The sequence below is a fragment of the Rhizobium sp. BK008 genome (assembly GCF_014197345.1).
In the GTDB taxonomy this organism is placed as follows: domain Bacteria; phylum Pseudomonadota; class Alphaproteobacteria; order Rhizobiales; family Rhizobiaceae; genus Rhizobium; species Rhizobium anhuiense.
This window is the reverse complement of the sequence record NZ_JACIFK010000001.1, coordinates 2,193,936-2,206,978: the sequence shown is the minus strand read 5'-3', so window position 1 is coordinate 2,206,978 and position 13,043 is coordinate 2,193,936. Positions and strand designations below refer to the sequence as shown.

At 61.4% G+C, this 13,043-nt stretch carries 14 protein-coding genes; 8 read left to right on the top strand and 6 right to left on the bottom strand.

What is annotated here, in order from left to right; translation table 11 throughout:
- Nucleotides 1-162: 162 nt before the first annotated feature.
- The 3 genes from FHT69_RS10835 (at nt 163) to FHT69_RS10825 (ending at nt 2,070) form a co-directional block, all read left to right on the top strand.
- Nucleotides 163-984: an AraC family transcriptional regulator gene (locus FHT69_RS10835; protein ID WP_028756955.1), complete on the top strand. Its 822-nt coding sequence runs from the start codon at nt 163-165 to the stop codon at nt 982-984.
- A gap of 67 nt (nt 985-1,051) precedes the next feature.
- On the top strand, nt 1,052-1,771 hold the full coding sequence (locus FHT69_RS10830) for an AzlC family ABC transporter permease (protein ID WP_028756954.1): 720 nt from the start codon (nt 1,052-1,054) through the stop codon (nt 1,769-1,771).
- Nucleotides 1,768-2,070 (top strand): AzlD family protein, encoded by a 303-nt coding sequence (locus FHT69_RS10825; RefSeq protein ID WP_028756953.1) that lies wholly within the window; start codon nt 1,768-1,770, stop codon nt 2,068-2,070. The genes FHT69_RS10830 and FHT69_RS10825 overlap by 4 nt, the downstream gene beginning before the upstream one ends.
- Before the next feature lie 24 nt (nt 2,071-2,094).
- On the opposite strand, the gene FHT69_RS10820 is transcribed toward FHT69_RS10825, so the two are convergent.
- The 6 genes from FHT69_RS10820 to FHT69_RS10795 all read right to left on the bottom strand — a co-directional run bounded on the left by FHT69_RS10820 (nt 2,095) and on the right by FHT69_RS10795 (nt 7,814).
- Complete coding sequence (locus FHT69_RS10820; RefSeq protein WP_025393962.1) at nt 2,095-3,591, bottom strand: replicative DNA helicase; 1,497 nt, start codon at nt 3,589-3,591, stop codon at nt 2,095-2,097.
- 398 nt (nt 3,592-3,989) lie between these two features.
- On the bottom strand, nt 3,990-4,568 hold the full coding sequence (gene rplI, locus FHT69_RS10815) for a 50S ribosomal protein L9 (RefSeq protein ID WP_028756952.1): 579 nt from the start codon (nt 4,566-4,568) through the stop codon (nt 3,990-3,992).
- A gap of 22 nt (nt 4,569-4,590) precedes the next feature.
- Nucleotides 4,591-5,577 carry a DUF2232 domain-containing protein gene (locus FHT69_RS10810; RefSeq protein WP_183905316.1) on the bottom strand — a complete coding sequence of 329 codons (987 nt, stop codon included), beginning with the start codon at nt 5,575-5,577 and terminating at the stop codon, nt 4,591-4,593.
- 156 nt (nt 5,578-5,733) lie between these two features.
- The gene (rpsR, locus tag FHT69_RS10805) at nt 5,734-5,982 is read right to left on the bottom strand and encodes a 30S ribosomal protein S18 (RefSeq protein WP_003547038.1); all 249 of its coding nucleotides are present in this window, start codon (nt 5,980-5,982) and stop codon (nt 5,734-5,736) included.
- A 14-nt stretch (nt 5,983-5,996) separates the two neighbouring features.
- Nucleotides 5,997-6,464 (bottom strand): 30S ribosomal protein S6, encoded by a 468-nt coding sequence (rpsF, locus tag FHT69_RS10800; RefSeq protein ID WP_003547040.1) that lies wholly within the window; start codon nt 6,462-6,464, stop codon nt 5,997-5,999.
- A 306-nt stretch (nt 6,465-6,770) separates the two neighbouring features.
- Complete coding sequence (locus tag FHT69_RS10795; protein WP_183905315.1) at nt 6,771-7,814, bottom strand: aldo/keto reductase; 1,044 nt, start codon at nt 7,812-7,814, stop codon at nt 6,771-6,773.
- A gap of 201 nt (nt 7,815-8,015) precedes the next feature.
- Between FHT69_RS10795 and fabD the strand changes: the two genes are divergently transcribed.
- The 5 genes from fabD (at nt 8,016) to mltG (ending at nt 13,028) form a co-directional block, all read left to right on the top strand.
- Nucleotides 8,016-8,960, top strand: a complete 945-nt coding sequence (gene fabD, locus FHT69_RS10790) for an ACP S-malonyltransferase (protein ID WP_097595056.1) — start codon at nt 8,016-8,018, stop codon at nt 8,958-8,960.
- Nucleotides 8,961-8,990: 30 nt separating this feature from the next.
- Nucleotides 8,991-9,728, top strand: coding sequence for a 3-oxoacyl-[acyl-carrier-protein] reductase (gene fabG / locus FHT69_RS10785; RefSeq protein ID WP_028756972.1), 738 nt, complete (start codon nt 8,991-8,993; stop codon nt 9,726-9,728).
- Nucleotides 9,729-10,014: 286 nt separating this feature from the next.
- On the top strand, nt 10,015-10,251 hold the full coding sequence (locus tag FHT69_RS10780) for an acyl carrier protein (protein ID WP_003547058.1): 237 nt from the start codon (nt 10,015-10,017) through the stop codon (nt 10,249-10,251).
- 93 nt (nt 10,252-10,344) lie between these two features.
- Nucleotides 10,345-11,607, top strand: coding sequence for a beta-ketoacyl-ACP synthase II (gene fabF, locus FHT69_RS10775; protein ID WP_028756973.1), 1,263 nt, complete (start codon nt 10,345-10,347; stop codon nt 11,605-11,607).
- A gap of 182 nt (nt 11,608-11,789) precedes the next feature.
- The gene (gene mltG / locus FHT69_RS10770) at nt 11,790-13,028 is read left to right on the top strand and encodes an endolytic transglycosylase MltG (RefSeq protein WP_028756974.1); all 1,239 of its coding nucleotides are present in this window, start codon (nt 11,790-11,792) and stop codon (nt 13,026-13,028) included.
- Nucleotides 13,029-13,043 lie beyond the last annotated feature (15 nt).

Below are 13,043 nucleotides of genomic sequence, written 5' to 3'. Positions count from 1 at the left end.
TCACCTCACCCAGTCTAGTGAGCATTGTGGCCAAGGGAAAGCGCGGGCGGTCACATACCATCCTTTGCCGCCTGTACGATCACTTTTGTTCAAGACGCATGGCGGCTTCGGCGCTAATCTACCCGCATGCAGAACGTATCTCAGAAAGAGGCGGCGGAGGCTATGCCGCTCGCCAACGTGGAATCGGCCCGCTTTTGGCGGGACAGCCGCTTCCGTGACATGGAGTGTCTGAGCGCTACCTTTCTCACTCATGAATATGCGCCGCATGCGCACGATACATTCAGCATCGGCGCGATTGAAAGCGGCAGCCAGATCGCCACGCTGAGCGGCAGGCGGGAGGAAACCGGCCCGGGCGACCTTTATCTTATCGATCCGGGCGTCATTCATGACGGCGCTCCCGGCGGCGAGGGCTACCGCTACCGCATGATTTATCCGGACATGAAATTATTCATCGATATTCTGGAGGATGTGACGGGCAAGGCCTTTCACGCGACGCCGTCTTTTTCCGGCGGGCTTCCACGCGATCCGCAACTCGCCAATGCTTTTCACGCCGCCCACCGCACGCTCGAAAGGGGCGCAGGTGCATTGGAGTCCGATGAAAGCATGTTCTCGGTGCTGGCGGCGATCTTTGCGCGCCACGGCAGCACAATCGTCGTGCCTGTCGATACGCAGGAGCGAAGCGCCGTCGCCCGCGCGCGCGAATATCTCATCGAGAATTTCGACAGCGACGTCGGCCTTGAGGAACTGGCCGGGGTGGCGAGGTTGAGCCGCGCGCATCTCATCCGCGCCTTCCGCAAGGAATACCACATCACGCCACATGCCTTCCTGACGGACCGGCGCGTGCAGGTGGCCCGCAGGCTGCTGCGGCAGGGGCGCATGCCCGCCGATATCGCGCTCGAATGCGGTTTTGCCGATCAGGCGCATTTCTCCCGGCACTTCAAGGCGCGGACAGGCGTAACACCCGGTCAATTCCGTACTGGCTGATCACTTTCGTTCAATACGGCTGTGTCGGGCTGGGCTACTGCTCCGTGATCTCAATCAGGAGGTTGCCATGTTGCAGCAAAGCCGGCCATCCAGCGAATTTCTTACCGGCGAATTTCTTGCCGGAATGCGCGCCATCTTTCCGCTTGTCGTCGCCGTTGCTCCGATCGGTCTGGTTTTCGGCGCGATTTCGGCCACCAAGGGTCTTTCGGTGTTGGAAACGACGCTGATGAGTGCGCTGGTCTTCGCCGGCGGCTCGCAGTTCGTGGCAATGGATATATGGGCGCATCCGGCAAGCTGGGTCGGCGTCGGCTTCGCAACACTGCTGGTCAATATCCGCCATGTGCTGATGAGCGCGTCGCTCGGTATGAAGATGCAGTCCTTCTCCACCATCAAGCGCTATGCCGCCATGCTGTTTCTCGCTGACGAACTCTGGGCCATGGCGGAGTTCCGCGCCGGCAGCACACGGCTGACGCCCGTCTGGTATGCCGGCATCGTCGCGCCCTTCTATGTCGCCTGGGTCGGCTCTTCGCTCGCAGGCGCGTTGCTCGGCGTCTTTCTGGGCGATCCGGCGGTCATCGGTCTCGATTTCGCTTTTCCGGCCGTGTTTGTCGTGCTGGTCATGGGCTTCTGGAAGGGACCGGAAACGGGCGCTATTCTGGCCGCGAGCGGAATTGCAGCCGTCGCCGTCCATCATTTCGTGCCGGGCGTCTGGTATATCGCAGCCGGCGCTTTGGCCGGACTGGTGATGGCTTTCTGGAAGGGTGGGGTCCAGGAGCAGGCCGCATGACGCTTGATATCAATACCCTGCTTGCCATCCTCGCGATGGCATTCGCGACGATTTTCACGCGCATCAGCGGTCTCGTCCTCATCCGTCACGTGCAGCTGGACGAGCGCTGGAAAACGGCGATTGAGGCGATCCCGCCGGCGGTCCTGATGGCGGTGATCGCTCCGACCGCCTTTGCGACCGGCTGGGCGGAGACACTGGCATGTGCCGCAACGGCGCTGGCCGCCCGCCGCCTGCCGATGCTTGCCAGCGTCGTCGGCGGCGTTGTGACGGTGGCCTTGTTGCGGGCCACAGGTTTCTAGGGGAAATTGACCCGGAAAACCGCGTCAATGTTCCTCGTACTGTGTGAAGGAGGGATCGGCGAGATCGGCGAAGCGGGTGAATTCCGACTGGAAGGCGAGCTTCACCGTGCCTGTCGGCCCGTGGCGCTGCTTGGCGATGATGACGTCGGCCGTACCTTTTACCTTGTCGAACAGCGCTTCCCATTCCGGATATTTCGGATCGTGGATGTCGCGCGGCTCCGAATTTTTGACGTAGTATTCCTCGCGGAACACGAACAACACGACGTCGGCGTCCTGCTCGATCGAGCCGGATTCGCGAAGGTCGGAAAGCTGCGGGCGCTTGTCGTCGCGGCTTTCGACCTGACGCGAGAGCTGCGACAGCGCGATGATCGGAACGTTGAGCTCCTTGCCGAGCGCCTTCAGGCCGGTGGTGATCTGGGTGATTTCCTGGACGCGGTTGTCGCTGGATTTGCCCGAGCCGGTCATCAGCTGGATGTAGTCGACCACAAGCACGTCGAGGCCGCGCTGGCGCTTGAGGCGGCGGGCGCGCGCCGAAAGCTGGGCGATCGAAATACCGCCGGTCTGGTCGATATAGAGCGGCACTTTCTGCATCATCATCGAGCAGGCGACGAGCTTTTCAAAATCGGCATCGTTGATGTCGCCGCGGCGGATCTTCGAGGAGGAGACTTCCGTCTGCTCGGAGATGATACGGGTGGCGAGCTGTTCGGACGACATTTCGAGCGAATAGAAGCCGACGACGCCGCCGTTCTTCGCCTTCATGCTGCCGTCCGACTGGACTTCGCCTTCGTAGGCGGCGGCGATATTATAGGCAATATTGGTGGCAAGCGAGGTCTTGCCCATGCCGGGACGTCCGGCCAGCACGATCAAGTCCGAACGCTGCAGGCCACCCATCTTGGAATCCAGCGAATGGATGCCGGTGGAAATGCCGGAAAGCCCGCCATCGCGTTCCTTGGCGACGGCCGCCATGTCGATCGCCAGCGCAACGGCATCGTTGAAGGCCTGGAATCCGCCGTCGTAGCGGCCGTTTTCCGCCAGTTCGAAGAGGCGGCGTTCGGTATCTTCGATCTGCGACTGCGGCGGCATGTCGAGCGGCGCGTCATAGGCGATGTTGACGACGTCCTCGCCGATGGTGATCAGCGCCCGGCGCAGCGCCAGGTCGTAGATCGCCCGGCCGTAATCCTCGGCATTGATGACGGTGACGGCGTTGCTGACGAGGCTCGCCAGATATTGCGAAACCGTCATGTCGCCGACCTTCTCGTCGGCCTTCAGGAAGGTCTTGATCGTCACCGGATTGGCGATCTTGCCCATGCGGATGATATCGCCGGCAACCTCGAAGATCTTCCGATGCAGCGGTTCATAGAGATGGATAGGCTTCAGGAAGTCCGACACCCGGTAATAGGCGTCGTTGTTCATCAGGATTGCGCCCAGAAGCGCCTGCTCGGCTTCGATATTGTTGGGAGCTTCGCGATAATGCTGCTCCGACGGAGCAACGGCTGCAATCTTTCGAGCGGCGTCGTTCATCATCATCCGTTCTGTCTTTTTCCAGCTCCGGATTTGCAATTCCGGACGCGAAAATCAAGAGGCTACGAAAGGAGCGGGGGCTCTCTTCGCCTAAATCCTGAACGCTGTGCACGTTGTTCGACTTCTCCACAGTCCTGGGCGACACAAAGGAGAAATACCGGCAGTGTCACCCGCACGACACGGTCTGGCGCCGACTCAGCGCATCCGTTTCGGAGAAGGGTATTTTAGCGTGGCGCGATAAGGCGCGCAGCAAAAACATCCGGGAAATCCCCTTAAAAAAGCGACCCCGATCGGCCGCGCCTGTCGAAGGGGTGGAAAACGGTCTGTCGAAGGTGTGTAAACGAAAAAGCCCGGCGCGATGGCCGGGCTTTCTCTCTCGTGGATCGCTCCGACGAAAATTATGCTTCGTCTTCGTCGACGCCGTCGGCTTCCGGATCGAAGAAGTCTTCCGGACGCAATGCGTCTTCGTCGACACCGTAGATCGCGTCGACCGAGGTGAGCTCTTCACCCTTGGCCTGGCGCTCTGCCTCTTCGGCAGAACGGGCAACGTTGAGCTCGACGTGGATTTCGACTTCGGCATGCAGCTGCAGCTCAACCTTGTGCAGGCCGATCGACTTGATCGGCGTGTTGAGGTGAACCTGGTTGCGGCCGATGTTGAAGCCTTCGGCGGCGAGGATCTCGACGACGTCACGGGCAGCGACCGAACCGTAGAGCTGGCCGGTTTCGCCGGCGGAACGCACGACGATGAAGGACTTGCCGTCGAGAACGTCGGCGACCTTCTGGGCTTCCGACTTGCGCTCGAGGTTGCGGGCTTCGAGCGTCGCACGCTCGGCTTCGAAGCGGGTCTTGTTGGCGGCGTTGGCGCGCAGCGCCTTGCCGAGCGGCAGCAGGTAGTTACGGGCAAAGCCGTCGCGAACCTTGACGGTTTCGCCCATCTGGCCGAGCTTGGAGATGCGTTCGAGAAGAATGACTTCCATTTTCTTTTTCCTTTCTTGTGTCTCAGATTTTCGTATCGGGTTGTTTGGGGGCATCAGCATCTTTCGTCGGGGTCAGCGCGATCGCCTTGCGCGTATCGCTGAGACCAAGGACGAGGATGAGGAGAGCTGGCAGCAGCATGAGCATCGAAGCCAGGTAGCTAAGGATGAGGGCCGGCATGCGCCAGTCCTTGCCGCGCGTGCGGAAATGCAGCGAGGCGAAACCGGAGAGCATGAAACCGGCGCCGAAGGTGCCGACCACGGTCGCGCCGACCAGCGCCGGAACGCCGCCGAAGAAGCAGGCGGCAAGCCCGGCCAGGAAGATGAAGATCGAGTTGCGGTTCATGCGCAGCGACGAGGGAATGTCCTCGCGCGGGCGAAGGCCGCGGCCGGAGGCTGAGACGATGCGCACCGCAAAATAATAGGCGGCAAACAGCATGGAGACCCACATGCCGCCCTGCAAAGCCGGCAGCATCAGCAGGATCAGCGATTTGGTCTGCGCGGTCGCGGCCGGATCGGGCATGAATTCCGGTTGCTGCTGTTTGAGCGAGGTGATCAGCAGGTCGACGATCGGATCGGTGATCTCAGGCCCGTAGCCGATGATCACGCCGATGACGATGACCGCAAGCGTCACCAGGCCGCAGAGATGCAGCAGGATATCGGAGAGTGGATACCAGGCAAGCAGGTGGTCGGGGCCACCGAGTTCGGAGGCGGGACGCGCGAGATTGGCGAGATGGCTCAGCCAGCCGGCCGGCAGAAGCGTCACCAGCGTCATGATCAGCGCGAAGGAAGGCGAGATCAAGATCGCGCCGAGTGCGGCAGCGGTGGTGACGGCCGAGATCGCCGCGGCATTGCCCCATCCGAGCCCGACGATCAGAATCGGCAGCGCTGAAGCCGTGTAGAGAAGCGCGCTGAAAAACGACGGCTGCATGCTCGCGCCCAGCACCAGCAGGGCGGCGGTCAATCCGGCGAGTGCGCCGATCAGCAGCGTTCTAATGTTTAGTCGTTTCAAGGTCGCTGTCCTGCTTCATCAAGCAGTTAGAGGATGTTGCTGAATCGAATTCAGAAACGTCTCAACATGGGTTTTAAGAGTTCCGATCCGCGCCCATCGCGAAAGGGAGAAGGGAAGGCACGAATGCCTTCCCTCAATGGTATTGGTGTCGGCCGATCAGGCGACGACGTAGGGCAGCAGGCCGAGGAAACGGGCGCGCTTGATCGCCTGGGCGAGTTCGCGCTGCTTCTTCTGGGAAACCGCCGTGATGCGGGACGGAACGATCTTGCCGCGCTCGGAAATGTAGCGCTGCAGCAGGCGTACGTCCTTGTAGTCGATCCGCGGCGCGTTGGCGCCGGAGAACGGGCAGGTCTTGCGGCGGCGATGGAACGGGCGGCGGACCGGAGCGGAGGAAGTTTCAGACATATCTCGGATCTCCCTTATACACGGTCTTCGCGCGGACGGCGCGGACGGTCGTCACGGTCGCCGAAGCCACCTTCACGCGGCGGACGCGGGCCACGGTCGCGATCACCGAAGCCGCCTTCACGCGGGCCACGGCCGCCTTCACGCGGACGGTCGTCACGGTCGCGCTTCTGCATCATGGCAGACGGACCTTCTTCATGCTTCTCGACGGCGATCGTCATGTAGCGAAGAACGTCTTCGCTGATGCGCATCTGACGTTCCATTTCCTGGACGGCAGCAGCCGGTGCATCGATGTCCATCAGGGCGTAGTGCGCCTTGCGGTTCTTCTTGATGCGGTAGGTGAGGGACTTGAGGCCCCAATTCTCGATACGCCCGACTTTACCGCCGTTTGCTTCGATCACACCCTTGTACTGTTCTACGAGGGCATCGACCTGCTGAGCGGAAATATCCTGCCGGGCAAGGAATACATGTTCATAAAGAGCCATGACAGCTTTGCCTTTCTTGCGTTTGGTTCAACCCGATATTCGGCGGCTAAGCCTCAACGACTGCTCCTGATTGGGCGGGCCCAGGCAAGAAAGCGTTTCCGAGACGGTCGAGAGCGGAGACACGGGAGGCTGGAACGCTTCCGTTCCGAACGATTTCCAAAAAGAAACCGGCCCTCCGTTCAGCCACCAGCCAGAAGACCGGGTTAACGAACAGGGCGGCTTATACGGATTTTTTGGGCAAAGGCAAGTGCAATCGGACCCGACGCAAACCGATGGTCGGCGTCGGGGGGCGTTACGGCAAGATGATCAAAGCGTCAGCGGATACTGGCGGTGCACCTTGGCGATCTCCGCCAGGACTTCATGAGAGAGCGTCAGTTCGGCCGCGCCGATATCGACTTTCAGCTGCTCCATCGAGGTTGCGCCGATGATGACCGAGGCCATGAACGGCCTTGATCGGCAGAAGGCGAGCGCCATGGCCGCCGGGTCGAGGCCGAAGGTTGCGGCGATCTGCAGGTAGGCTTTGGTCGCCGGTTCCTGCAACGGCTGCAGGCGACCGCCGATATCGGGGTTGATCGAACCGCGCGAACCCTTCGGCCTGCCGCCATCTACATATTTGCCGGACAGGATGCCGCCGGCAAGCGGCGAATAGGCGAGCAGCCCGACATCCTCGTGATGCGAGAGTTCGGCGAGGTCGAGATCGAAATGACGGTAGAGCAGGTTATATTCGTTCTGGACGCTGGCAACGCGCGGCAAGCTCTTCTGTTCGGAAAGCGTCAGATATTTCTGTATGCCCCAGGTGGTTTCGTTGGAAAGGCCGATCGCGCGGATCTTGCCTTCCTGCACCAGCGCGCCGAGCGTTTCCAGGATGTCGAGCATGTTGGCGACGGCCTTGTCGCGATCCTGGTTGAAGGGATTGTAGCTCCAGTTCTGGCGGAAATGGAAATGGCCGCGGTTCGGCCAGTGGACCTGGTAGAGATCGACGTAATCGGTCTTCAGCCGCGCCAGGCTGGCCTCGAGCGCCAGTCGGATATTCTTTGCATCGGCGCCTTGGCCGCCGCGAATATAGTCGCGGCCGCGGCCTGCAACCTTGGTGGCGAGCACGATATCCCCGCGCTTGCCGGTCTTTTCGAACCAGCTGCCGATATAGTCTTCGGTCCAGCCCTGCGTTTCGGCCGAAACCGGCGTGGTCGGATAAAGCTCGGCCGTGTCGAAGAAATTGACGCCTTTTTCGACGGCGTAGTCCATCTGCGCATGCGCGTCGGATTCGCTGTTCTGCGAACCCCAGGTCATCGTGCCAAGGCAGATCTCTGAAACGGAAATCTCGGTGCGGCCTAGTGAATTGTACTTCATGGAAAAACCTTGGAAGAGAGGTGAAAGCCTTGGGAGGGTCCGCGCAAATCTAGGCTGGATTTGGCGGAGCGCAAGAGCAAAAACCGGGCTTTTGCGCGCGTGCGAAAGGCTTTGCGCAGAAGGGGCCGCCACTTGACTCTGCCGGAAAGAATGTCAATTGGAGGCAAAACAGCCTCAAGGGGCGCAATCAGGGACATGAAAATGACCATCGCTTTCACTTTTCCCGGCCAGGGCAGTCAGGCCGTCGGCATGGGCAAGGATCTCGCCGAGAATTTTGCCGAAGCCCGCGCCGTCTTCGACGAGGTCGACGAGGCACTCGGTGAAAAGCTTTCGGACGTCATGTTCAATGGTCCCGAGGATACGTTGACCTTGACGGCGAACGCCCAGCCGGCGCTGATGGCCGTCTCGATCGCCGTCGTCCGCGTTCTTGAAGCCAAGGGGCTGGATCTGAAGTCCAAGGTCGCCTATGTCGCCGGCCACTCGCTCGGCGAATATTCGGCACTTTGCGCCGCCGGCACTTTCTCGCTCGCCGATACTGCGCGGCTTTTGCGCATCCGCGGCAATGCCATGCAGGCGGCCGTCCCCGTCGGCGTCGGCGCCATGGCCGCGATCATCGGCCTCGAACACGCCGACGTCGTTGCCGTCTGCGAGGCAGCGGCTGCCGTCGGCGCCTGCCAGATCGCCAACGACAATGGCGGCGGCCAGATCGTCATCTCTGGTGAGAAGGCCGCCGTCGAAAAGGCCGCCGGCCTTGCGACCGACAAGGGCGCCAAGCGTGCCATTCTGCTGCCGGTCTCCGCTCCCTTCCATTCGACGCTGATGGCGCCGGCCGCCGACGCCATGCGCGAAGCACTGGCAACGGTTTCGAAATCCGATCCGGTCGTGCCCCTCATTGCCAATGTGCGTGCCGCCCCCGTGACCGGCGCCGACGAGATCGCCGGCCTCCTGGTCGAGCAGGTCACCGGCCAGGTCCGCTGGCGCGAGACGGTGGAATGGTTCGCCGGAAATGGCGTCACGACGCTTTATGAACTCGGTTCCGGCAAGGTGCTGACCGGCCTTGCCCGTCGCATCGACAAAACGATCAACGGCATCTCCGTCAACGGTCCGGCGGATATCGACGCGGCCGTCGCCGCCCTCATGGCCTGATTGGTATCTCCAGATATAAGGAACGTTTCCATGTTCGATCTTTCCGGCCGCAAGGCTCTCGTCACCGGCGCATCGGGTGGTATCGGCGAGGAAATCGCCCGCCTTCTTCATAAGCAGGGCGCTATCGTCGGCCTCCACGGCACCCGCGTCGAGAAGCTGGAAGCGCTGGCCGCCGAACTCGGCGAGCGCGTCAAGATCTTCCCGGCCAACCTCTCCGACCGCGATGAGGTCAAGGCGCTCGGCCAGAAGGCCGAGGCCGACCTCGAAGGCGTCGACATTCTCGTCAACAATGCCGGCATCACCCGCGACGGCTTGTTCGTGCGCATGAGCGACGAGGACTGGGACAGCGTGCTCGAAGTCAACCTGACGTCGACCTTCCGCCTGACGCGCGAATTGACGCATCCGATGATGCGTCGCCGCTATGGCCGCATCATCAACATCACATCGGTCGTCGGCGTCACCGGCAATCCGGGCCAGGCCAATTACTGCGCCTCCAAGGCTGGCATGATCGGCTTCACCAAGTCGCTGGCGCAGGAAATTGCCACCCGCAACGTGACGGTCAACTGCGTGGCGCCCGGTTTTATCGAGAGCGCCATGACCGGCAAGCTGAACGACAAGCAGAAGGAAGCGATCATGGGAGCGATCCCGATGAAGCGCATGGGTACGGGCGGCGAGGTCGCTTCGGCGGTCGCTTATCTTGCCTCCTCCGAGGCTGCTTACATGACGGGCCAGACGCTGCACGTAAACGGCGGCATGGCGATGATCTGAAACGACAAACTGTTGGCATGGGTATAATTCCGCCAATAGCATGTTGAGCAATCACGAACCGTTGATTTTCTGGCTTTGCGGCAGACATAAAGCATGTTAAGCGGGCCATGACTGTGAACAGTCGTCCCGAGAAAGCAGACGGACCGGCGGGCTTTTTGCAAGCCTGGGACATCTCTGAAGCCGGGTAAACGAGTTTGCCGAGGATGTCTGAAAACATCGCAGGCTGAAACAGGGTAAGGGTGCCGCAATGGCATTCCGATCAGGACATAAGGTCGAGGAAACCGACATGAGCGATATCGCAGAACGCGTAAAGAAAATTGTTATTGATCATCTTGGCGTCGATGCCGACAAGGTCGTCGAGAGCGCCAGCTTTATCGACGATCTGGGCGCTGACTCGCTCGACACGGTCGAACTTGTCATGGCTTTCGAAGAAGAATTCGGCGTTGAAATTCCTGACGACGCTGCCGACTCGATCCTGACGGTCGGCGATGCCGTGAAGTTTATTGAGAAGGCCCAGGCCTGATCCTGTGCATTTGAGAAAGGGCGGGCCTGGAGTCCGCCCTTTTCTTTTCGGCATATTTCTCCATAGAACATAAGAGACGGGGGGAAGCACGCGATGAGACGTGTCGTCATCACCGGTACCGGCATGGTATCACCCTTGGGATGCGGAACAGAGGTGACGTGGTCCCGGCTGCTTGCCGGCCAGAACGGCGCCCGCCTCGTCACCGAATTCGAAGTCGACGACCTTCCCGCCAAGATCGCCTGCCGTATCCCAGTCGGTGACGGCACCGACGGCACATTCAATGTCGATCAGTGGATGGAGCCGAAAGAACAGCGCAAGGTCGATCCCTTCATCATCTTCGGCATGGCCGCCGCCGACATGGCGCTTGCCGATGCCGGCTGGCACCCCGAAACCGATGAGGACCAGATCGCCACCGGCGTGCTGATCGGCTCCGGCATCGGCGGCATCGAAGGCATCGTCGAGGCGGGTTACACCCTGCGCGACAAGGGCCCGCGCCGCATTTCTCCCTTCTTCATTCCCGGCCGCCTGATCAACCTCGTCTCCGGCCAGGTCTCGATCCGCCACAAGCTGCGCGGCCCCAATCATTCGGTCGTCACCGCCTGCTCGACGGGCGCGCATGCGATCGGCGATGCCGCTCGGCTGATCGCGCTGGGTGACGCCGACGTCATGGTCGCCGGCGGCACGGAATCCCCGGTCAGCCGCATTTCGCTTGCCGGCTTCGCCGCCTGCAAGGCGCTGTCGACCCAGCACAATGACGACCCGCAAAAGGCTTCGCGCCCCTACGACCGCGACCGCGACGGCTTCGTCATGGGCGAGGGCGCCGGCATCGTCGTGCTCGAGGAACTGGAACACGCCAAGGCGCGCGGCGCCAGGATCTACGCCGAAGTCGTCGGCTACGGCCTGTCGGGCGATGCCTATCACATCACCGCGCCGTCCGAGGACGGCGAGGGCGCCGGCCGTTGCATGGCGATGGCGCTGAAGAGGGCCGGGCTGACGCCGGCCGATATCGATTACATCAACGCCCACGGTACTTCCACCATGGCCGATACGATCGAACTCGGCGCCGTCGAACGGCTGGTCGGCAATGCGGCGTCGAAGATCTCGATGTCCTCGACCAAGTCGGCGACAGGGCACCTTCTCGGTGCTGCCGGCGCCATCGAGGCGATCTTCACCACGCTCGCCATCCGCGACAATATCGCGCCGCCGACGCTCAATCTCGACAATCCCGAACGTGAGACGGCGATCGATCTTGTGCCGCACAAGGCGCGCGAGCGAGAAATCAATGTGGCGCTGTCCAATTCGTTCGGATTCGGCGGCACGAACGCGTCGCTCGTGCTGCGCCGCTACGCACAATAAGGGCCTCTACGCGGCGTAACGGGTGTCCCTTGCGCCGCAGGGCGGCCGTTCCCTACGTTGCGTAGCGGGACGTGCGGGAGCATAACGACCGGCAGCGGCGCCGTTGAACGGCGGCAGAACCTGCTTTTGCCGCATTGCTTCGCGAAATAGCGAAGTGAGGGTCAAGTTTTAGAGGATTGCCGGTGAGCGATACGACGAACCAGAGCAACGATACCCCGCAGGGCGAGAACGACCGGCAGGCACAGAAGGGACCGATCATCCCGAAGTCGCCGAGCGAAGCCCTGCGTCCGGAGCGCGTTCCGGAGCCGCCGAAGCGGTCCAAGAAAGCCCGCGGACAGGTGGTTCTTTTCCTGAACTTCATCATGACCATGGCGGTTCTGGTCTGCGTCGTCGCCGTCATCGGCTTCTACTATGCCACATCGACCTATCGAAACCCCGGTCCGCTGCAGACCAACACCAATTTCATCGTCCGCAACGGCGCTGGTCTGGCCGAAATCGCCTCGAACCTCGAGCGCAATGCGATCATCAGCGATGCCCGCATCTTCCGCTATCTCACGGCAACGCATCTTTCTGCCGGTGAGAGCCTGAAAGCGGGTGAATACGAGATCAAGGCGAGGGCTTCCATGAGCGATATCATGGAGCTTCTGAAATCGGGCAAGTCCATTCTCTATTCCGTTTCCTTCCCGGAGGGCCTGACGGTCCGCCAGATGTTTGACCGCATGCTGCAGGATACTGTGCTGGAAGGCGACTTGCCGGCCGCCCTGCCGACCGAGGGCAGCCTGCGTCCGGATACCTACAAATTCTCGCGCGGCACCAAACGCTCGGAAATCATCGACCAGATGGCGGCTGCGCAGCAGAAGCTCGTCGATCAGATCTGGGACAAGCGCGACTCCTCGCTGCCGCTGCGATCCAAGGAGGAGTTCGTGACGCTCGCCTCGATCGTCGAAAAGGAAACCGGCGTTCCCGACGAGCGTGCCCATGTCGCCTCCGTTTTCCTGAACCGGCTCGGCAAGGGCATGCGCCTGCAATCCGATCCGACGATCATCTACGGTCTCTTCGGCGGCGAGGGTAAACCGGCCGACCGGCCGATCTACCAGTCGGACCTGAAGCGGGACACGCCATACAATACCTATGTCATCAAGGGGCTGCCGCCGACGCCGATCGCCAATCCCGGCAAGGATGCGCTCGAAGCCGTCGCCAATCCCTGGAAGACGCAGGATCTCTATTTCGTTGCCGACGGCACCGGCGGCCATGTCTTTGCCGCCACGCTCGAGGAGCACAACGCCAACGTCAAGCGCTGGCGCAAGCTCGAAGCCGACAAGGGTTCGGATCCGAACATCGCAGTCGACGGCCAGCCGGAAGAGCAGCCGGCGGATAGTGGCGCGACCGTCGTGCCGCCGAAGAAAAAGAAGATCAACTGATACCTTCGGGAGGTT